Annotated in this window: 19 protein-coding genes; 6 read left to right on the top strand and 13 right to left on the bottom strand. The window is 66.0% G+C overall.

Going from position 1 to position 19,224, the window contains the following annotated elements:
• Nucleotides 1-5 precede the first annotated feature (5 nt).
• A complete protein-coding gene (locus EPN29_01175) occupies nucleotides 6-1,130 on the bottom strand; it encodes a hypothetical protein (protein ID TAN34956.1) in 1,125 nt (374 codons plus the stop codon).
• A gap of 113 nt (nucleotides 1,131-1,243) precedes the next feature.
• Entirely contained in the window at nucleotides 1,244-2,980 is a 1,737-nt protein-coding gene (locus EPN29_01170; protein ID TAN35029.1) for an aminotransferase class V-fold PLP-dependent enzyme, read from the bottom strand.
• A 159-nt stretch (nucleotides 2,981-3,139) separates the two neighbouring features.
• Between EPN29_01170 and EPN29_01165 the strand changes: the two genes are divergently transcribed.
• Complete coding sequence (locus tag EPN29_01165; protein ID TAN34955.1) at nucleotides 3,140-4,363, top strand: acyl-CoA dehydrogenase; 1,224 nt, start codon at nucleotides 3,140-3,142, stop codon at nucleotides 4,361-4,363.
• Nucleotides 4,364-4,366: 3 nt separating this feature from the next.
• Here the strand turns inward: EPN29_01165 and EPN29_01160 are convergent, their stop codons facing one another.
• The 5 genes from EPN29_01160 to EPN29_01140 all read right to left on the bottom strand — a co-directional run bounded on the left by EPN29_01160 (nucleotide 4,367) and on the right by EPN29_01140 (nucleotide 10,480).
• Complete coding sequence (locus EPN29_01160; protein TAN34954.1) at nucleotides 4,367-5,023, bottom strand: TetR/AcrR family transcriptional regulator; 657 nt, start codon at nucleotides 5,021-5,023, stop codon at nucleotides 4,367-4,369.
• A 40-nt stretch (nucleotides 5,024-5,063) separates the two neighbouring features.
• The gene (locus EPN29_01155; protein TAN34953.1) at nucleotides 5,064-5,579 is read right to left on the bottom strand and encodes an OsmC family peroxiredoxin; all 516 of its coding nucleotides are present in this window, start codon (nucleotides 5,577-5,579) and stop codon (nucleotides 5,064-5,066) included.
• A complete protein-coding gene (locus tag EPN29_01150) occupies nucleotides 5,576-7,948 on the bottom strand; it encodes a molybdopterin guanine dinucleotide-containing S/N-oxide reductase (protein ID TAN34952.1) in 2,373 nt (790 codons plus the stop codon). Before EPN29_01150 ends, EPN29_01155 begins: the two co-directional genes overlap by 4 nt.
• On the bottom strand, nucleotides 7,948-9,534 hold the full coding sequence (locus tag EPN29_01145; protein ID TAN34951.1) for an acetate--CoA ligase: 1,587 nt from the start codon (nucleotides 9,532-9,534) through the stop codon (nucleotides 7,948-7,950). Before EPN29_01145 ends, EPN29_01150 begins: the two co-directional genes overlap by 1 nt.
• A 160-nt stretch (nucleotides 9,535-9,694) precedes the next feature.
• Nucleotides 9,695-10,480: an SDR family oxidoreductase gene (locus tag EPN29_01140; protein TAN34950.1), complete on the bottom strand. Its 786-nt coding sequence runs from the start codon at nucleotides 10,478-10,480 to the stop codon at nucleotides 9,695-9,697.
• A gap of 74 nt (nucleotides 10,481-10,554) precedes the next feature.
• Here EPN29_01140 and EPN29_01135 point away from each other — a divergent pair, with 74 nt between their 5' ends.
• Complete coding sequence (locus EPN29_01135; GenBank protein TAN34949.1) at nucleotides 10,555-11,715, top strand: CoA transferase; 1,161 nt, start codon at nucleotides 10,555-10,557, stop codon at nucleotides 11,713-11,715.
• 24 nt (nucleotides 11,716-11,739) lie between these two features.
• On the opposite strand, the gene EPN29_01130 is transcribed toward EPN29_01135, so the two are convergent.
• Complete coding sequence (locus tag EPN29_01130) at nucleotides 11,740-12,423, bottom strand: isochorismatase family protein (protein TAN34948.1); 684 nt, start codon at nucleotides 12,421-12,423, stop codon at nucleotides 11,740-11,742.
• A 371-nt stretch (nucleotides 12,424-12,794) separates the two neighbouring features.
• Here EPN29_01130 and EPN29_01125 point away from each other — a divergent pair, with 371 nt between their 5' ends.
• Nucleotides 12,795-13,601, top strand: coding sequence for an amino acid ABC transporter ATP-binding protein (locus EPN29_01125; GenBank protein TAN34947.1), 807 nt, complete (start codon nucleotides 12,795-12,797; stop codon nucleotides 13,599-13,601).
• Nucleotides 13,602-13,647: 46 nt separating this feature from the next.
• Here EPN29_01125 and EPN29_01120 read toward each other — a convergent pair whose 3' ends face one another.
• From EPN29_01120 to EPN29_01105, 4 genes are all read right to left on the bottom strand, one after another.
• Nucleotides 13,648-14,331 carry an amino acid ABC transporter permease gene (locus EPN29_01120; protein ID TAN34946.1) on the bottom strand — a complete coding sequence of 228 codons (684 nt, stop codon included), beginning with the start codon at nucleotides 14,329-14,331 and terminating at the stop codon, nucleotides 13,648-13,650.
• Nucleotides 14,328-15,002, bottom strand: coding sequence for an amino acid ABC transporter permease (locus tag EPN29_01115; GenBank protein TAN34945.1), 675 nt, complete (start codon nucleotides 15,000-15,002; stop codon nucleotides 14,328-14,330). The genes EPN29_01120 and EPN29_01115 overlap by 4 nt, the downstream gene beginning before the upstream one ends.
• A 111-nt stretch (nucleotides 15,003-15,113) precedes the next feature.
• A complete protein-coding gene (locus tag EPN29_01110) occupies nucleotides 15,114-16,076 on the bottom strand; it encodes an amino acid ABC transporter substrate-binding protein (protein ID TAN34944.1) in 963 nt (320 codons plus the stop codon).
• A gap of 227 nt (nucleotides 16,077-16,303) precedes the next feature.
• Entirely contained in the window at nucleotides 16,304-16,993 is a 690-nt protein-coding gene (locus tag EPN29_01105) for a hypothetical protein (GenBank protein TAN34943.1), read from the bottom strand.
• Nucleotides 16,994-17,391: 398 nt separating this feature from the next.
• Here EPN29_01105 and EPN29_01100 point away from each other — a divergent pair, with 398 nt between their 5' ends.
• From EPN29_01100 to EPN29_01090, 3 genes are read left to right on the top strand one after another with little or no spacing between them, the layout of a single operon-like run.
• Nucleotides 17,392-17,808, top strand: a complete 417-nt coding sequence (locus EPN29_01100) for a cupin domain-containing protein (protein ID TAN34942.1) — start codon at nucleotides 17,392-17,394, stop codon at nucleotides 17,806-17,808.
• 2 nt (nucleotides 17,809-17,810) lie between these two features.
• Nucleotides 17,811-18,191 (top strand): hypothetical protein, encoded by a 381-nt coding sequence (locus tag EPN29_01095; GenBank protein ID TAN34941.1) that lies wholly within the window; start codon nucleotides 17,811-17,813, stop codon nucleotides 18,189-18,191.
• On the top strand, nucleotides 18,188-18,592 hold the full coding sequence (locus tag EPN29_01090) for a DUF2255 family protein (protein ID TAN34940.1): 405 nt from the start codon (nucleotides 18,188-18,190) through the stop codon (nucleotides 18,590-18,592). Before EPN29_01095 ends, EPN29_01090 begins: the two co-directional genes overlap by 4 nt.
• Before the next feature lie 162 nt (nucleotides 18,593-18,754).
• Here EPN29_01090 and EPN29_01085 read toward each other — a convergent pair whose 3' ends face one another.
• Nucleotides 18,755-19,015, bottom strand: coding sequence for a hypothetical protein (locus EPN29_01085; GenBank protein TAN34939.1), 261 nt, complete (start codon nucleotides 19,013-19,015; stop codon nucleotides 18,755-18,757).
• Nucleotides 19,016-19,224: the final 209 nt, after the last annotated feature.

The following is a 19,224-nucleotide window of genomic DNA, read 5'->3' as shown; positions in this document are numbered from 1 at the left end:
GACCTTTACTTCCGGGCCGATTCCAGCCGGGCCACCAGCTCGTCGGCGCGCCCGACTATCTCGTCGGGAGCCAGCACACGGCAGTCGTATCCGAGCACGCCCTTCATCGCCTCGTAGGCGACGTCTGTGAACCGGACTGCGCCGCCAGCCTCGATGCGCTCGATGCCGTCGCCCGCCTGAGCCTTGGCGATCAGCGCATCGGCTTCAGCCTCGGACATCTGGGGCGGCAGCACAACCTCCGCGCCTTTGCGTCCCAGCCGGGTGTCGAAGCCGGCGCCGCGGCCGGCCGGGGAGGAGACGTGGGAAAGGGAGCGATCGTCGCGGAGAATCCGGAGCACGTTCTTGGCCGCCGAGGTGGCCGCGAAAAGCGGGCGCTTGTGGGGGTAATGGCCCTTCACCTCCGCCCAGAAGTCCCGGGTATCGAGGTCGGCGGTCACATCCACCTGGTGGGCATGGATCCGGAAGCGAAACGGCCGCTCGACCCGGCGCTCATGATCATCCTCCTGGGAAACCAGGGACCAGGCGTGAAAGTGGTGCGCGACGAGAGCGACCGTCACGTCCTTGGTGGGCAGGCACAGCCGCCGTGCCGCCACAAGACGCATCACAGTCGCGATGTTTTCCGAGTTCCCAGCGCCACATGCGGGAGCCATGCCCATGGCTCCCAGCACCGCGTTCACGACGTCCGGATAGGAGATCTGAACCACCGGCGTCGTCAGGCCGGCCAGCTTGCGGGCACGCATCAGCCGAAATGGCAGAACGAGGAAGAGGGGGAGCCAGGGACCCATCCGGACCTCGGTGTTGACGCGCTGCCACATCGCCGGCGACAGGATCTGCGAGAAGCTGTACCAGGAGCGGGGAATGGCCGCCTGCACGATGACGTCCGGCTGCGCGTCGACAAGCGTCTGAGCCAGCTGCTCCTCGTCGCTCATGTCGACGACACCGACGCCCATCTGCAGGCTCTGCGCGCGCAGTTTCTCAGCGATCATGGCGGCGTCGGTGGCCTCGATCTCGAGCGGCCCGGACTTGACGTCGAACGCGTCAAGCCGGGTCACGTCCGGAGCCGCCGCCAATGTGCGCAGCACCCCCGAACCCACCTGCCCCGCGGCTCCGAACACAGCGATTGATCCCATTTGACCCCTCTTGCAATAAAAAGAACTTCGCAGCCCGGCCCGAGCCGCCGCGCGGTCACACCGTCATTCTAGCGGCTCAAGGGCGATTTGTCTACCGAGCGCTCGGTCGGTTCCTAGCCCGCGGCCGCGGCCGCCTCGATCTCATGGGGCAGCCAGAACCAGCGAAGGCGCTCGAACTCCGGGCCCACGTTCGTGACCGGGACCGGACTCGACTCCGTATGCGCCCGCCCCAGGATCCGGCGTGCCTCCTCGAGGTAGCCGGCCGCTTCGATCTCGAGGTCGCCGGAACGGGTGGACGGCCTGCCGCCGGCGTAATCGAGGTGACGCAGCAGACCCGGCGCCTGGGTCCGACCCTGCCGGTGAGTCCACTGCCCTGTCAGGGGATCGAAGGCGTAATCCGGAAGTAGCCGCCAGCCCTGGTCAGCCACCATTTCGACCGCCTGAAGGATGAAATCGAACTCCCATTCAGGGATGAAATAGTTGAAGTTGACGCGGGCCCATCCCGGCTTGATGCCTTCGTAGCCCTCCAGCACCAGGCACCCGAATGCTTGCGAGGCCGCCAGGTCGATGCCCAGCAGCCGATGCCCGTAGGGCCCGGCGCACGAGCATCCACCTCGGGCCTGGATGCCGAAGAGATCGTTCAGCACGGCGATCACGAAGTTGTGGTGGAGCCGGCGTTGACCGCGACTGACGACGAAGGAGATGATCGAGAGCCGATCGACGTCGAGGTCGCCCAGGACCTGGAGACGGGGGTTTTTCCGCCAACGGTCGAGTGCGCGGCGAGCCAAGCCCCCCTCCAGCGCACGGATGCGCTCGGGCCCGACCTGCTGTTTGACGAGGAAGGCGAGACCGGCACGAATCGACTCGACGATCGCCGGCGTGCCTCCCTCCTCGCGATGCTCCGGATCCTCCGAGTAGCGGTGTGCGACCGGGCTGACGAAGGTGACGGTGCCACCGCCGGGGACGGTCGGCACCGCGTTCCGCAGCAGGTCCTTGCGAACGACGAGCACGCCCGGCGATCCCGGCCCACCGATCAGCTTGTGTGGCGAAAGAAAGACGGCATCCATGTAGTCCAGGGGAGCCTCAGCCGCGGCCGCCATGCGGATCGGGACATAAGGAGCGGCGGCGGCGAAGTCCCAGAACGCACGGGCCCCGTGTCGATGGAGAAGCTTGGAGACCGCACTCGTGTCGCTCAGGATGCCGGTCACGTTGGAGGCGGCGGAGAAGCTGCCGATCCGCAATCGACGATCACGGTACCCGGCCAGCGCCTCCTCCAAGGCGGCCACGCTGATCTGTCCATGGGCGTCCTCGGGGATGATGACCACGTCGGCTATCGATTCGCGCCACGGAAGCTCATTGGAGTGATGTTCGTAGGGCCCGATGAAGATGACGGGCCGTTCGGCTTCCGGTATCCGCTCTCTCAACCCGTACTTTTCGTCGAGGCCCGCCGGCAGGCGCAGCTCGAGAAGCTGAGCGAGCTTGTCGATCGCCGCCGTCGAGCCCGAGCCGCAGAAGATCACGGCGTATTCGTCGTCGGCGCCGACCGCTTCGCGGATCAGCTGCCGAGCCTCCTCTCGGTAGTGCGTCGTCTGCAGCCCGGTGGCGGATGCTTCCGTGTGAGTGTTCGCGTAGAGCGGCAACACGCGGTCCCGAATGAACTCCTCGATGAACGACAGGGACCGGCCGGATGCCGTGTAGTCGGCATATGTGATCAGCCGCTCCCCGTACGGACCCCTCAGCGTTGCGTCTCGGCCGATGACGCTGCGGCGGACCGTCTCGACCAGGTCGCGCACCGCAACGCCGGCGCTGCGGGCGGGCCGCGACCGGCGGGGAGGGCGCGCCTGCCGCATTCCCCCGATGCGGTTCCCCGCCCTCGGGTCTGGTTCGGTCACACGTTAAACAGTACCAGCGAGCAAGAGGCATTGTCTACCGAGCGGTCGGTCGGCTAGAATGCAAGCGGGTCCGCGGCCGGAGCTCACCGCCGGCCGCACCCTGATTGGAGACCAGCCATGAACACTGATGAGTACGCCCGATTCCGCGACCAGGCGTTCCGCGCGATGTGGGAGCTGGCCGCTCTCGAAAAGCGAATCGAGGACGAAGAGCAGGTCCCCTACGAGCTCGTGATGCCGGCTCTGAGGCGGATGGGAGCGTTCGGGATGCTCGTACCCGAGGCATACGGCGGAGCCGGCCTGACGATCTCCCAATACCTGCCGATCCTCACCGAGCTGGCCAAGGTCCATGGCGCCATTCGCGTCATCGTGCACGTCCATAACTCGTTTGCCCATGCGCTGTTCGAGCTCGGCACCGACCGGCAACGTCAAGCGATGCTGCCCGGCGTCGCGACCGGGGAACTCTCCATCGCCTTTGCTCTGACCGAACCCGACCACGGCACGGGGATGGACACCGGGACGGTGGCACGAACCGACGGCACGGACTTCTTGGTCACCGGCCGGAAGTGGCTGATCACGAACTCCGACTTCGCGAGTCACTTCATCGTCTTCGCCCAGACGCCCGACGAGGGGAAGGGATCATTGAGCGCGATCCTGGTGGAGCGGGGGACGCGCGGGTTCACCATCGAGCCCGTGCCCGAGACGATGGGCTGCAAGGGCGGGCAGCACGGCCTCCTGACGTTCGCAAATGCCCGGGTCCCGCGAGAGAATCTTCTTGGCGGCGCTGCCGGCCAGGGGCCGGAGCAGCTGGAGCGAGCCCTCGAGATCTCCCGCGTTTTCATCGCCGCCAGCTCGCTCGGCACGGCCGAGTACGCGCTGGAGCTGGCCCTCCGTCATGCGCAGACGCGGGTGACGTTCGGCCGGCCGATCGCGGAGAGGCAGGCCGTCCAGCGCTACCTGGCGGAGATGGCCACCGACGTGCACGCGCTGCGTCACATGCTCGCTGACGCGGCCTCAGCCTGGGACGCCGGCAAACGGATCCCGGCTCAATCCGCGATGTGCAAGCTGTTCGGGCTGGAGGCGGTCGGCCGTGTGACGGATCGCGCTCTGCTCGTGGCCGGCGGCATCGGCTACACGCGGGCCACCCCGATCGAAAGGCTGTACCGCGATGCCCGGTTGAACTGGTTGGAGGAAGGTCCGCCGACCGTTCAGTACATGGTGGCGGCGCGCGAGCTGATCAACGGGTTCTGGTGGGATGGGGCTTCGCGGCACCAGGGCCAGATAGCCGGCGCGAGCGATGGCGTCCGGAGCGCCCGGCGCCCCAGGGCAAGGGTTACGGGCTAAGTCCTAGCGGCGAGCTGATGGCTTGGCGGCCAGACGGTCCGTTCCGGCTGACGGTTGGGGCACGAGAACGCCATGCAGGAAGACGCGCGTCATCAGTTTCGTCACCTCAGCCACCGACATGCCGGCGCCGGGCTTGTACCAGAAGATCGTCCAGTTCAGCAGATTGAGCAGTGCCAGGGCGAGGTACTTGGCGTCGATTTCGGGGTCGATCGCCCCGGCCTTCTGCCCCCGTTCGATCACCGAGCGGACAAAGGCCTCGTACTCGTCGCGCAGCTTGACCACCACGGCTCTGGGGCTCGGTGGCAGCGACCGCAGCTCGATCAGCATCACCTGATGCTTGTCGCGGTTCCGGATCATCGTGGTCAAATGGAGTTCGATCAGCGCGGCCACGCTCTCGACCGGGTCGCCCGACTGATCCAGCTGCCCCGCCCCGGCGAGGATTTCACCTAAGACTTCTCGACTCAGCTGGAAGAGCAGGTCCTCTTTGCTGCTGATGTGGTGGTAGAGGCTCGCCTTCTGCATGCCTAATGCGCTGGCGATCTCGCGAGTGGAGGTGGCCGCGTAGCCCTTGCGCCGGAACAACTGCGCGGCCGCCGCAAGCACCTGCGAGGGAACCTGACGGTTGCCCGTCTGGCCGTCACTTGCTGCCCGTCTACTCATGCGCACATCCTATGCAGGGCGCCATCCAACCGCCTCGCCTCTACTCGCGGATCCAGATGGATTCGACCGGCACCTTGGCGTCGCGGAGCAGGGCATGCATCGGGCAGAGGCGCTCCACCTCGGACTGGAACTCGCGCATTCGCGCGTCCGGCTCCGAGGTCTGGATGAATACACGCTGGACCACCCGCTGGTAGTGGTCAGCGATCGGCACCACCTCAGAATAGCGTTTGCCAGTGCGTTTCATCTCGACTCGACGGACGTCGATGTGGCCGTCGGCTTCGAACCGCACGCCCTTCAGATCGAAGCTCATCTCGCGGCGAAGAACGAACATGATCATCGCCGAACACGAGTTGAGTGCCGCCAGCGTCGTCTCCAGGGCGGTCGGCCCCGCGTTCTTGCCGCCGAGCTCCACGGGCTCATCGATGTAGAAATCGGGGAGGTCCCGGACCCGGTTGACCGACTGGTAGCGCCCGAGATATTGGGTGCTGACATGGATCGGCTGAATGCGCTGTTCGACATGAACGTCATCGGCTGCGGTATCGATGGGACTGTTCATCGGTCTCCTCCTCCAGGAAATTGCGTCGCGTTGACAGACTTGCGGGCGCTCACCTCGGGCACAGCAAACGCGGTCACCTCCAGGTCGGCGCCGGCGTAACGCTCGACCTGCACGAGCGCACTGTGTGCGCTGGGTCCCTGCCCCACCTTGGAGGTCCCGTGGTCAGGCGTCAGAACGTTGGGATTCCCGTGCTTCTCGACTCCTGGGAGCGCGCCTGAACGATCCGGATCGAACCAGGCCCCCGTCGACAGCTGGACCACCCCGGGGCGCACGGCGTCGGTCAGGATCGCCCCCGCCAAACAGCTGCCACGGGCGTTGTAGAGACGGACGATGTCGCCGGTGGCGATTTCGCGCCGCGCCGCGTCGGAGGGATGCATGCGGCACGGCTCATGGCCTCTGATCTTGCTCCGCATGCTCACCCGTCCCGAGTCGAGCTGTCCGTGCAGGCGCGTCTTCGGCTGGTTCGAGATCAGGTGCAGCGGATACTCAGCCGCCAGCGGCGAGCCGAGCCATTCCGAGGGTTCAAACCATGCGGGATGGCCGATGCAATCCTCATAGCCGAAGCCGTCAATGGTGGCCGAGTAGATCTCGATCCTGCCCGACGGAGTGGGCAGCGGACTGCGATCGGGATCGGCGCGAAAGTCGGCGTAGAGGACGTAGGGCGTTTCCGGGATCTCGACGCGGACGTGCCCGTCGGCCCAGAAACGTTCGAAGGCCGGAAGCGCGATGTCGGATTCCGCCGCGCGCTCGCGCGTCTTTTCATATATGTGCTTGATCCATGCCATCTCGTCGCGACCCTCTGTGAAGGCGGTTTCGATGCCGAGCCGGACCGCCAGGGCGCTGAAGATGTCGAAGTCGCTCCGAGCGTCGCCCAGCGGGTCCACGGCCCGCTTCATCGCGATCAGATAGCGGTCGCGCCCGCTCGCGCCGAGGTCGTTGCGCTCCAATGTCGTCGAGGCCGGCAGCACGATGTCGGCGTGACGGGCGGTCGCCGTCCACCATGGCTCGTGAACGATGATGGTTTCGGGCCTGCTCCAGGCCTGGAGCAGGCGGTTCAGGTCCTGGTGGTGGTGGAAAGGGTTCCCTCCCGCCCAGTAGACAAGCTTGATGTCGGGGTACCGCTTGCGTTCCCCGTCGAAGTCGTATTCGGCGCCGGGGTTGAGGAGCATGTCCGCGACGCGGGCCACGGGGATGCCACGACCCATCGGATTGACGCCCGTCTCCAGGCTCGGCGAGGGAAATGGCAGCCGCCTGCTGCCGATGGCGCTCACGTCCCCATAGCCGAACCCGAACCCCGCTCCCGGCAGCCCGATCTGACCGAGCATGGCGGCAAGGGTGATCGCCATCCAGTAGGGCTGCTCGCCATGGTCGGCGCGCTGGAGCGACCAGGTGACGGAGAGCATCGTCCTCGTCCCGGCCATCTGGCGCGCCAGCCGGCGGATCCGCTCAGCATCGAGGCCGCAGATGGCGGCGGCCCACTCCGGCGTCTTCGCCCGGCCATCGCGCGCCCCCATCAGATAAGCCCGGAAACGATCGAAGCCGACGCAATAGCGCTCAAGGAACTCCGTGTCGTGGAGCCCTTCGGTGACCAGCACGTGGGCCAGGCCCAGCATCATCGCCGTGTCGCTGGTCGGCCTCACGGGCAGCCACTCCGCGTCGATGAAGTCCGGCGCATCGTCCCGAATCGGACTGACGTTGATGAACTGGACGCCCGCGGCCCTTGCTCGGCGGAGCCAATCAGGCGTCGTATGGGCGCCCACGCCGCCCGCCTCGACCTGCAGGTTCTTGAGCGGAAGCCCTCCGAACATGACGACCAACCCGCTGCTGGCCGCGATCGAATCCCACGTCGTGACGGTGCCGCTGACCGATGCCGCCGAGCCGAGGACGTGCGGCAACAGAGCAAGAGCCGCGGCGTAGCTGTAGTTGTGAATCTGACCGGTGCACCCGCCAAAGCAGTTCAGGAAGCGCTCGAGCTGGGTCTTGGCATGGTGGAAACGGCCCGCGCTGGACCAGCCGTAGGATCCGCCGAAAATGGCCGCGCTGCCGTGATCGGAGCGGACGCGGCTGAGCTCGCCGGCAACCAGGGAGATGGCCTCGGGCCAGGGCACCTGGACAAAGCTGTCCGAGCCGCGCCGGTGGCCATCGCTGCCCGGGCCGTTCTCGAGCCAGCCCTTGCGGACGGACGGAGCGGCCACGCGGGCGTGGCTGTAGAGCGCGTCGGGGATCGACTCGAGTAAGGCCGAGGGATCCGGGTCGAACGGGGCCGGCTCCACCCGTACGACCCGGCCGCCGCTGACGACCGCCTGGAAGGCGCCCCAGTGCGAGCTGTGGCTGATCCTTGCCTCCCCCGGCGCGAGGCGTTCGCTCATCACATCCCGCCAGTCCGCAGGTTGGCGCGCTGGAGCTTGCCGCTCGCGGTCCGGGGCAGCTCGGTTCGGGCCTCGACCCGGCGGGGCGCGGCATGCCGTCCGACTCGCTCGCCCACCCATCGTCTGAGCACCTTGTCAAGGTCGGCGGGCGCCTGCTCGCGAAGCACCACGTAAGCCGTGACCGCCTGCCCGCGAACTGGATCCGGTTCCCCCACACAGGCCGCATCGGCGACCAGGGGATGCTTCATGAGGGCGGCTTCAACCTCCAGCGGGCTGATGTTGTAGCCCGCGCTGACGATCACATCGTCGGCTCGGCCACCGTACCAGTAGCGACCGGCCTCGTCCTGGCGCGCCAGGTCTTCGGTCAGCCACCAGCCGTCCTGGAGTCGCGCCGCCCACTCACTGTCGCGGCCCCAGTAACCCGCTCCCAGCAAAAAGCCATTGTCCCGGACGGCTATGCGGCCAACCTCACCCGTGGGAACCGGCGCGCCACCCCTGTCCACGAGCTGGATCTCAAAGCCGGGCAGGCACGTCCCCATCGAGCCGGCGGCGAGTGCAACCGAGTTCGGACCGCGCAGATTCGCCGTCACCATGCCGAGCTCCGTGAGCCCGTAACTGTCGTGAATGCTCAGGCCCAGCTGCGTCTGGAACCACTCGAAGGTGGCGGCGTCGAGGGGTTCGCCTGCGCTGGTCGCCGCTTTGATCGCGCGAGCGCGATCGTCGACGCCGGCGGCGGCAATCTGCCGGAAGGCGGTGGGGGCGGCCGCCAGGTGGCCGGCGCCGAGCTCGCGGGCCGTGTTGAGCCAGCCCTCCACGTCGAATGGACCCTCATAGAGGACGCGGCCGCAGCCCATCGACAGCGGTGCCAGCCCCGTCGTGTACAGGCCGTAGGCCCAGCCGGCGTCCGCGCCCGAGAACAGGAGGTCATCGGGGCTGACCGCCAGGCAGCGCGTCACGTACGGCGAAAGGGTGATGAGACCGTGATGGGGGATCATGCAGCCCTTGGGACGGCCCGAGGTTCCCGAGGTGTACATGATCGTGGCGGTGTCGTGGATCTTCGTTTCCGCCAGGCTCGGCTCTTGCGTGACACGCTGCATGAGGCTTTCGAGCGAGTGGTCGGTTTCGACGCCGCCACCTCCGATCATCGCCACCGTGTGCGGCGGTAGATCGCCCTCCATCTGACCCAGGTTCTCGCGGTTGGCCGCATCGGTGACGATCACAAGGGCTTCGCTGTCCGCGATCCGGACCCGCAAGCCCTCACCTCGAAAGCCGCTGAACAAGGGCACATAGATGGCGCCCAGCCGCCAGACGGCGAGGGCCACGGCGTAGGTCTCAGGTCTTCGACTCAAGAGGCCGGCCACGCGATCGCCGCGCCGGACGCCGAGAGCCCGAAGCGCGCCGGCGAGGCGCCCGGCCAGGCGCTGCAGCTCGCCGCCCGATACGGTGCGGACCTGTCCGTCGGCCCGCTTCCACACGATCGCCCGAGGGTGGGTGATCGACACGGCGCCGCAGTTGAACCGCCCGTCGGGCTGGGCGCCGGCGGCCCGCGCGGAGGCCTGCCAGTCCCAGGTGGAACCGTGGGTCACGATCGGGCGGGGGCCGGCGAGAGCAATGGATGTTGTCGCATCAGGCCTTGCATTCGTGATGATATCGCGCGGCGCGCATTTTGTCTACCGAGCGCTCGGTCGGCTCGCCGCGCCGGAGCTGCGAGCGGGCGGTGGACGCCAAGACGGCCGCGGAACCTCACTAGATGGCGGTCCACCCGCCGTCGACGGAGATCGTCTGGCCGACGACGTAGCTGCTGGCATCGGAGGCGAGAAAGAGCAAGATGCCGTCAAGCTCGTGCTCACGGCCCGGCCGGCCGGCCGGCACCGTCCTGTCGATATAGCGAAGACCGGTTGCATCGAACATCGCCCGGCTCATCTCGCTGGGAAACCAACCCGGCGCGATCGCGTTGACGCGAACGCCGCGCCGAACCCATTGGACCGCCAATTCCCTGGTCAGGCTGACGATCGCGCCCTTGCTGGCGCAGTAGGCCGCCTGCGGGATGCTTGGACTGCTGACGAAGGCCAGCGCGGAGGCGACGTTGACGATCGAGCCCGATCCCTGCTGCAGCATGACGCGAGCGGCTTCCCGGCAACCGTTGAAGACCCCGACCAAATTCACGTCGAGAACTTGGGCGAAGGATTCCGGAGCCTCATCTTCAGCCGGGACGACTTTAGTCATGCCGGCGTTGTTGATCATCACGTCCAGCCGTCCGAACGTCGCCGTGGTGGTGTCGACAAGGGCCCGGACGGCATGTGGGTCGGTGACGTCCGTGGGGACGACCGACCGGGGGTCGAGACCGAGCGTGGAGGCGAGTCCTTCCAGCAGCTGACGGCGGCGGCCCGCCAGCACGACGGTGGCGCCGGCGGCGGCGATGACCTTCGCGAACCTCGCCCCGAGCCCAGAGGAGGCCCCGGTGACGATGGCGACGCGGCCGCGCAAGTCGAATGGATTGGCGGCCGAGCGCTCCTCGACCAAATCAGGCATCAACATGTTGGACCGATCATAGCCCAGAATTGCCTTCGTGTCTACCGGGCGGTCGGTAGGTTATATTGGGCGTCATGACCGCCTCCGAGGCCCCGCGAGCGACGATTGACGAGCGGCCATTGGCGGGCATCAAGGTGATCGACCTGTCGCGTCAAGCCCCGGGCCCCTACTGCTCCATGCTGCTGGCCGATTTCGGTGCCGAAGTCGTGATGGTGGAGCCGCCCGGAGGCTCGACCCGCGCCCAGGCGACCAGCCCGGAATGGGAGCTGGAAAGCGACGAGCGGGTGGCCGGCTACGCCGCCCTGAGGCGGAACAAGCGGAGCATCGAGCTCGACCTCAAAGCGGAGAGGGACCGGCAGGTCCTGAGGTCGCTGATCGCGGGCGGCGATGTGCTGCTGGAAGGGTTTCGGCCGGGGGCCCTCAAGCGCCTTGGATTCGACTACGAGTCCTGCAAGGAGCTGAACCCACGGCTGATCTACTGCTCGATCACCGGCTACGGCCAGACCGGCGCGCTGGCCACGACAGCGGGACACGACATCAACTTCCTGGCCTACTCGGGGCTGCTGTCGTGCCTTGCCGGCGCCACGGGCCGGCCCGCGATTCCGCTCAACCTGGTGGCGGACTTCGCGGGCGGAGGGCTGATGGCGGCACTGGGAATCATGCTGGCCCTGTTCCACAGGCAGCGAACCGGTGCCGGCCAGGCAATCGATGTGTCGATGCTGGACGGAGTCTATTCACTGCTGGCGCACACCGCGAGCATGTTTTTCGCGCGGGCCATGGACGTGAGGCAGGACCGCTATTTTTTGGCCGGAGGCCTCCCCCACTACGCCACGTACGGATGCCGCGACGGCAGGCGGATCGCTCTGGGCGGCCTCGAGCCCTGGTTCTTCGAGGCGCTGATGGACGCGACCGGGCGGCCCGACCTGAGGCAAGCCGACAGCGATCCGCACCGGCATGAAGAGGTTGCGCGCCATCTGGAAGCGTGGTTCGGGCAGCGGTCCGGCGACGAAGCCATGGAGCTGCTCGGTCCGCTGGACGCCTGCATCGCCCCGGTTCTGTCATTCACAGAGGCGATGGAGCTGGCCGCCAGCCGGGGTATGGCAGGCCCCGTTGATGGCTACCCGCAGATCGGGGTGACCCCGCGCCTTTCCGTCAGCCCCGGACGGGCCGCCGGCCGGCCGCCACGGCGAAATGCCGACGGCGGCGAAATACGGCGCGAACTCGGGCTGTCGTGATGCACGCGCTCTGACGGTGCAGAGCTACCGCGCCTGACGGCCTGCTTGTGGCTCGTGCGTCGACCCGGCCGGCCGCGGCGGTCGCATGCCGCCGAGGACGTCCTCAACCGTCACCACATCACCGTACTTGGTGTCGATGTCGAAGAGGGCGGCCTTGCCGGAGGCCGGGGACGCGTCAGCCACACAGTCGGACGGGAGCATCATCCTGAAGCCATAGGAGAGACCGTCGACCACGGTCGCGCGCACGCATCCGCTCGTGCTCGTCCCGCAGACCACGATCGTGTCGACACCTGCCGACCGCAGGTCCTCCGCCAGGGTGTTCCCGAAGAACGCCGAGGGTACGCGCTTCAGCAGCACCTTCTCCGACGGCAAGGGCTCGATCAAGGGGTCGATCTCACACGCCTCCGAGCCCTCGTGAAGCTGCGGCAGCGTTGGCGCCTTGACGCCCCACACTCCGGCGTCTGGATTGACCGGGTCCCACCCGACATAGGTGAATATGACCGGCACGCCACGCTCGCGGGCAGCATCGAGCAGGCGGCGCGTGTTCCGGACCGGGTCCAGTGACGCCGCACGCCAGGTGCGCGTGTAGGCTCTTTGAAAGTCGATGATGATCAGAGCGGTGCCCTGGCCGAAGCCGAGGCGAGCGCCCACGCCTCGCTCCCGATACTTGCGATGAGCCTCTGCGAACTCCGTCGATTCCCAGTCCATCGTGGTTCTCCTGACTTTGCTGACGGGGGTGGCGCACACAGCCTTTGAGCGCCTATGGGAACAGTAGCAGGTCCAGGCCCCGAAACTGACCGAGCGCTCGGTCGGTTCGCCTGGCCCCAAGGCGGATTCCTCGGCCGGCTGGACCACCAGCCGCACATGGCTCCTCCGGCGCTCAAGGCGCGCTGCCGCCCGGCGACGTCGACGGACCGTCTGCGATCCCCCGCGCGTCCCTATTGCCTACCGGGCGCTCGGTCGGTTATGATGCCGCCATGAACTCGCCCACAGCGTCATCACCCCGGTCCGGCGGATTGCGTGTGGAAGGCGTCGAACAGCCTCTTCCGTCGGCCCGGGCGAGCCTAGAATTCGGCGTCATGGACGCTGGCGAGTCCGATTCCCAGCCGATTCTTCGCCTCGAGGGTGTGAACAAGTGGTTCCAGCGCGACACTCCTCACCACAAGCACGTTCTCAAGGACATCAACCTCGAGGTTGCCGCCGGCGAGGTCGTGGTGGTGATCGGGCCCTCCGGCTCAGGAAAGAGCACGCTGCTCCGCTGCATCAACTTCGTGTCGCCGCCGGAGACCGGCACGGTTGTCTTCTTAGGGCGGCGATGGACCAAGGACAACATCCCCCGCTACCACCCGATAGCGCGGCTCCGTTACGAGCGAGAGCTCAACTTGCTGCGCACCCATATCGGCATGGTCTTCCAGCACTTCAACCTGTTCCCGCACATGACCGCCCTGCAAAACGTGACGCTCGGCCTCACCCGCGTGCTCAAGGTGCCTCGCAAGGAGGCGCGGCTGCGTGCGATGGCCGAGCTCGAGCGCGTCGGCCTGGCCGACAAGGCCAACAGCTACCCGAGCCAGCTCTCGGGCGGTCAGAAGCAGCGCATGGCGATTGCGCGGGCTCTGGCCATGAAACCGCGCCTGATGCTCTTCGACGAGGTCACGTCCGCGCTCGACCCGGAACTCATCGGCGGCATCCTCGAGGAGATGAAGCGGCTCGCGGTCGAGGGCATGACCATGATTGTCGTCACCCATGAGATGGGCTTCGCCCGCGAGGTGGGCGACCGGCTGATATTCATGGACGGTGGATCAATCGTCGAGGAAGGGCCGGCGCGAGACTTGATCAAGAACCCCAAGAATCCGCGGACCCAGACTTTCCTCCGCGCCATCCTTTAAGGCCGGCGTCAGTAGCGAACCGACTCGGTTGAGAGTTGGCGGCCGATCAAACGACCAGGTGCCGCCGCATGTGCGTCTCGAGGCGCTTGGCAAATCGTGACAGCACGACCGCGAGCCCTATATAGATGAACGCGGTCATCGTGTACAGCTCGAACGGGCGGTTGTAATAGCCGACGAGCCTGATCGTGGTGTACATCAGATCGCTCGCGCCGATGGCCGCGACGATCGACGAATCCTTCAACAGGTCCACGAACTGGTTGACCAGCGCCGGCAATGCAATCCGGAATCCCTGCGGCAGGAGGACATTTACGAACGTCGCGAATGAATCCATGCCCAGGCTTCGCGCCGCTTCTGTCTGCCCGGGATCGATGGCTTCCAGGGCGGCCCGGTATATCTCCGCCATATAGGCGCTGTTCAGGAGAGTGAGCGATACCACCGCCGCCGCCCAGGGGCTGAGATCGATGCCGAACGCGAGCCCCACCCCAAAGTAGATCCACAAGATATAGACGTAGAGCGAGAGTCCGCGACAGACCTGGATGTACGCGTAAGCGAGCATGCTCAGCCCCGGCACGTGAGACATGCGACAAACGGCCACGACGAGGCCGAGCAATAGAGAGGCGATCAGGGAGGGGATGACGATCTCGGCGGTCAGGCCGACAGCACTGAACAATTGGCCCGAAGCCTTCAGGACGACGCTCCAATCGAACGCATAGAGATACAAGTGGGTCACGGCAGCCTTATTGCTCGCTCGAGGCCGTAGACGCCCGCCGCGAACACGGTCACCAGGAACACCAGGATGATTCCGACCGCGGCGAACGCCTCAAACGGCGTGAAGTAAGCGAGGTTGATGTCCTGGGCGTAGAAAACCATGTCCTGCACGCCGATCACCGACACGATCGTGGCGCCCTTCAACAGACCGATGAACTGGTTGCCCAAGGGTGGGACGACAATCCGAAACATCTGAGGCAGGACCACGTTCAGATAGGCGTCGGTCTTCGAAAGCCCCAGGGCCTGGGCAGCCTCCATCTGCTCCTTCTGGACGGCGTCGATGCCGGCGCGGAAGATCTCCGCCGTGTACCCAGACCCGGTGAGAGCGAGGGCGATGATCATGGCTTGAATGGCGCTGAAATTGAGGCCGACAACCGTTGCCACTCCGAAATAGACCCACAGCAAAAGGACGTAGAGGGGCACCCCCCGCACCAGCTGCACATAGAAAAAGCACGGAATGTCGATGATCCTGATTCGAGAGTTGCGCAGTATCGCCAGCAGCAGACCCACAACACAGGCGATGAGAAAGGAGACGGACGCCCCCCAGAGATCGATCCACGCGCCCGCGATGAGTTGCTGCTTGTGAGCCAGGACGGCGGTCCAGTCGAACTGCAGGTCAAGTAAAGGGGCCATGCGCAATTCCCGGGAGCTAGCCCGCCACGCGTCGCCACAGTGGCAGGACTAGCATCTCCGTTTTCATCCAGTTACGGCTTACGTTCGTATGCCGGCCCGGGGGAATCTGAACTAGAGGACGGTCTGTTTGCCATTGGCATCAATCGAAATCGCCTGGCCGGAGGACCCGACCACAGCGCTGGCGAAACCGTACTTACCGCGCACGTCGTCCCCGACCCACTTGTTCCAGAGCGCCGCGAGCGTGCCGTGGGCCGCTTGATAGCGAACCCAGTTCGACACCCACTCCTTGAGTTTGTAGTCACCGAGCGGCATGAAGAAGCTGTCCGCGTCCACCCAGAGAGGGACGGGCAGCAGCTTAACGTCAGGGTGGGCCGTCTTGATGCTCGGTATGTTGAACTCGTTAAGCACCGCCGCATCGGCCCTCTGGGTGGCGACTTCGTTGGCGAGGTCCCCGACCTGCGCGAGGACGACGAATTTGGCCTTCGGAAATAGAATTTTCGTGCTGTATTCTTCCGAAGTTCCCTGCTGAACCGCCAGCGTCACGTTGGCGTTGTTGAGCTGCGAGGCGTCGGTGATCGTGGAGCCGGGTTTCAGGATCACGATGTTCGACTCGTAGATGATCGGAACGTCGGCGAACAGTCCTTGAAGGGCGCGGCTGGGCAGGATCGTCGCTGACTGTTGCATGTCGGCTTTTCCCGCTTCGACAGCCGCAATCTGCTGCGCGAAGGGCGTCTCGATGTAATCGATGGCGACACCGAAATCGGCTGCCATCCGGTTCAGCAGATCAACGGCATATCCGGCGGGTTTGTTCGATGAGTCCTTGAACGAGATGGGCGGAAAAGTGAGGTCGATCGCAATCCGAGCGGTACCCGTTCTCTTCCACCTGTCAAAGCCGGACTCCCGCTGACTCCCGCTGCCGGTGGAGCTGGCCGAAGACCCAACCGTACAGGCGGCAGCCAGGGCGGTTACGCCCCCGGCGAGCGTGGCGGCGGAACCCCACTTGAGAAACCGTCGGCGGTCGGGAAGCTTCCGATCGGGCAACTGCTCTTGTTCGGCCGTTTCTCGGTAACGCATTCCATCTCCTTTCGGGTGATCACCGGGACGATGAGGACCCGTGTTCGGGTCGCTCGAACACCCGCCCGGCGTCCTCGTACAGTAGCAGGTCTTGGCTGTTGTGTCTACCGAGCGCTCGGTCGGCTACGGAGATGAGGCCACTCCCGAGATGGCATCGCCTTTGGGTTCGAGGCCGGGCATCGGGTCGGATCGCCGCCGGCCTCGATCAACCGGCTTTCAGACGCTGTTCAGCAGGCGTAGTCCGAGTCACCACCGGATGTCACCGACTGAAGAAGCCACACGGGGGAGACGGTGAATGGAGCCGTGCACGAACCTCCGGAAGCCTCCCAGTCGGCCGCGACGTTCGTCGGTGTGAAAACCTTGGCACCTGTGATCGTCGCCCACATCGCCGCGCTTGAATAGGCGCCCACCGGCCGCCCCGAGGTTTCGAGATCAACGACAGCGCCATCTATGGCGTATTGGTTCAACGTCAGGTCGCTCGACGACCAGCTGTTACCGACCTCCACATCGAGCCACCACATGGCGATGTTCGCCGCCCCTTTCTGTGCGGCGTAGGTCATCGATGTAGATGCCTCGCTGCACCCGATCGCCCAGGCCTGCTTCTGAGCGCTGGTCCCGGTGACGGACGCCGAAAGCGTCGAGCACCCATGCGTGATCTGGCGGCGGTAGGCTCCGGAGTACGCCGTGTTGATGTAGAGCGAAGGCGGCGTGGTGGTGGGTGCCGCCGAAAGTTCGGTCGCCAGACAGCTGTTGTAGCTGAACGGCCGGCCGCCGTTGACACCGATGATCCCGAAGCCTCCCGCGGGCGTGGTGGCCCCGCATTGCGGGTAGGAGACGTCGTAGCCGGCGTGGCCCTTTGGATAAGGATCCGTCGCTGTCGATGCCGATGCGCTCATCACCGAAGCCAGGATCGTCATCAATGCAACAGAGGACAGCGACGAGAGCCGTAGGGAAATGACGCAGCGACGAGAGCGGTTGAAGCGGTTCGGAGAGACGCAAGACGCGGGAGCGTGGGTCGACATGTACCCTCCTTGCCGCAGGCGCGGTCAACTCGCCTCGAGCGGCCATTCCGGCATCACCTGGAAGTACTATGCGACGGTTGCCGACCTTCGTCACGGGTTGGCCGTAACCACCCAACCCAGGCCGGGCGACAGACCGAAGGCTTGACTCCAAATGCACCCGCGTGCGTGGCGGTTTCAGGCCGGTGAGGACACTGACGGTTGCGCGAGGCGCCGCGTACGCTCGAAGGTGTCGTGGTGATATTGGTCGCTGTCGCCCCGAACGTATTTCCGGGACAGTGCACTAGGAGGGCGACATGCAGCTCACAAGGAACAATTCCGCAACCACGGCGGGGCCGAGCGAGTGGTTCACGGGCGCCGTGTACATCGACTCTGTCGCGGCCCCGTCAGACGGCTCGCGGCTAAGCGCGAGCAGCGTCCACTTCGCGCCGGGCGCGCGAACCGCCTGGCACACCCACCCCAACGGCCAGACGATCTATGTCACCGAAGGCGCGGGCTTCGCGCAGCGTCGCGGCGGACCGATCGAGGTGATCCGCCCGGGCGACCGTGTGTTCTTCGCGCCGGGCGAGGAGCACTGGCACGGCGCGGCGCCGAATCGCTTCATGACTCACCTCGCGATGCTCGACGTCGACAGCAAGGGCAACAGCGCGACCTGGGGCGCCCACGTCAGCGACGAAGAGTACCTGGCTGCACCTTCCATCGAGCGCGCTTAGCGATGCGCGGTGCCATCTCTAAGGGACCCCGATCGATCGAGGTCGGAGAGCGCCCCGGCCCGATGATCACCGCGCCTACCGACGCTGTCGTCCGCGTCGTCCTCTCGTGCGTGTGCGGCTCTGACCTCTGGTACTACCGTGGAGAGTCCACCCACGCTCTCGGCCCGATCGGCCACGAGTTCATCGGCGTCGTCGAGCAGGTCGCCGCGGACGTTCGCGGTATCGGCGAGGGCGATCTGGTCATCGCTCCGTTCGCGTACAGCGACGGCACGTGCGCGCACTGCCGCGCGGGATGGACGGCGAATTGCGTCGCCGCCGGCTTCTTTGGGACCAACAGGTTCGACAATTCGCTCGTGCGGGTCCAGCCGGGTGCGCGCCGATGACCGCTTGGACAAGAGATGAGCTCGCCAAGCTCGGAGCATCAGAAGAAGTGCAGATCGCGCCGCTTCGGCGCGACGGCACGCTCGCAAGATCGGTGACCGTCTGGGTGGTCCGTCACGGCGACGACCTCTACGTCCGATCGGCCGTCAAGGGGCGCAATGCAGCCTGGTTTCGCGGTGTCCAGGAGACGCACGAAGGTCGGATCTGGGCCGGCGTCGTCAGCAAAAACGCCACCTTTATGGAGGCCGGCCACGATATCGACGACGAAATCGATGCCGCCTACCGCGCCAAATACCGCCGATACGCCGGGCGCATCCTCAACAGCGTGCTCTCCCCGGAGGCGCGATCCACCACGATCCAATTGCTGCCCCGATCGTTACAGGAGCGTCAGGCAAACGGCTAATCAGTCAGCGTATCCAGTCCCCGAGTAGGCGAGACACCGACTCCGCGGTAGCGCGGCTCACGCCGCCCAGTGCACCCCCGTCCCCGCGCCCGCCGCATCACCACCCGCTCGGGGGGCAGGAAGCGGAACTCCCGCCCGGCCTTGAGCACCTGCCATCCGCCTTCATGGACGAGACGATGGTGGGCGAAGCACAAAAGCACGAGGTTGGTCAGGTTGGTCCAACCAGGCGACGGCGGAGACGCTACCGCCGGCCAGATGCTCGCCCGACCGCTGGACACAGCGCGCCTCGGCAGCGAACTCGCCCTCCAGGGCGTCGATCAGTGAGCGCAGGCCCTTGGCGTCGACGCGGCGCGCGTCGCGGGCCTGGAATTCGCGCACGGCCAACGCCAGCTTGTGAAGGTCCGTGCCCCCTTCCCCCAACATACGGATATGCTACCAAACATCCGTTCGAAAATCAAACAAAGACGGCTGTAAATCACGAAAAAAGTTCGCTCGCGCAGCGGTAGCCGAGCACCACGCCCCTCACCCTCGCCCTCAATACGGTCGTACTCCCCGCAGGGGAGAGGGGACCGGCTGGCGGACGCCTGGAAAAAGAAGCGACCCCGGGGAATTGCCCGCCCCGAGGTCGTGGA

The organism is bacterium (assembly GCA_004299235.1).
GTDB lineage: Bacteria > Chloroflexota > Dormibacteria > Dormibacterales > Dormibacteraceae > SCQL01.
This window is presented reverse-complemented; position numbering and strand designations above follow the sequence as displayed.

Bases quoted from the DNA above. Each gene is read 5' to 3' on its own strand.
- EPN29_01175 (TAN34956.1), bottom strand. From the start codon at position 1,130: ATGGGATCAATCGCTGTGTTCGGAGCCGCGGGGCAGGTGGGTTCGGGG.
- EPN29_01170 (TAN35029.1), bottom strand. From the start codon at position 2,980: ATGCGGCAGGCGCGCCCTCCCCGCCGGTCGCGGCCCGCCCGCAGCGCC.
- EPN29_01165 (TAN34955.1), top strand. From the start codon at position 3,140: ATGAACACTGATGAGTACGCCCGATTCCGCGACCAGGCGTTCCGCGCG.
- EPN29_01160 (TAN34954.1), bottom strand. From the start codon at position 5,023: ATGAGTAGACGGGCAGCAAGTGACGGCCAGACGGGCAACCGTCAGGTT.
- EPN29_01155 (TAN34953.1), bottom strand. From the start codon at position 5,579: ATGAACAGTCCCATCGATACCGCAGCCGATGACGTTCATGTCGAACAG.
- EPN29_01150 (TAN34952.1), bottom strand. From the start codon at position 7,948: ATGAGCGAACGCCTCGCGCCGGGGGAGGCAAGGATCAGCCACAGCTCG.
- EPN29_01140 (TAN34950.1), bottom strand. From the start codon at position 10,480: ATGCCTGATTTGGTCGAGGAGCGCTCGGCCGCCAATCCATTCGACTTG.
- EPN29_01135 (TAN34949.1), top strand. From the start codon at position 10,555: ATGACCGCCTCCGAGGCCCCGCGAGCGACGATTGACGAGCGGCCATTG.
- EPN29_01130 (TAN34948.1), bottom strand. From the start codon at position 12,423: ATGGACTGGGAATCGACGGAGTTCGCAGAGGCTCATCGCAAGTATCGG.
- EPN29_01125 (TAN34947.1), top strand. From the start codon at position 12,795: ATGGACGCTGGCGAGTCCGATTCCCAGCCGATTCTTCGCCTCGAGGGT.
- EPN29_01115 (TAN34945.1), bottom strand. From the start codon at position 15,002: ATGGCCCCTTTACTTGACCTGCAGTTCGACTGGACCGCCGTCCTGGCT.
- EPN29_01110 (TAN34944.1), bottom strand. From the start codon at position 16,076: ATGCGTTACCGAGAAACGGCCGAACAAGAGCAGTTGCCCGATCGGAAG.
- EPN29_01105 (TAN34943.1), bottom strand. From the start codon at position 16,993: ATGACGATCCTGGCTTCGGTGATGAGCGCATCGGCATCGACAGCGACG.
- EPN29_01100 (TAN34942.1), top strand. From the start codon at position 17,392: ATGCAGCTCACAAGGAACAATTCCGCAACCACGGCGGGGCCGAGCGAG.
- EPN29_01095 (TAN34941.1), top strand. From the start codon at position 17,811: ATGCGCGGTGCCATCTCTAAGGGACCCCGATCGATCGAGGTCGGAGAG.
- EPN29_01090 (TAN34940.1), top strand. From the start codon at position 18,188: ATGACCGCTTGGACAAGAGATGAGCTCGCCAAGCTCGGAGCATCAGAA.
- EPN29_01085 (TAN34939.1), bottom strand. From the start codon at position 19,015: ATGTTGGGGGAAGGGGGCACGGACCTTCACAAGCTGGCGTTGGCCGTG.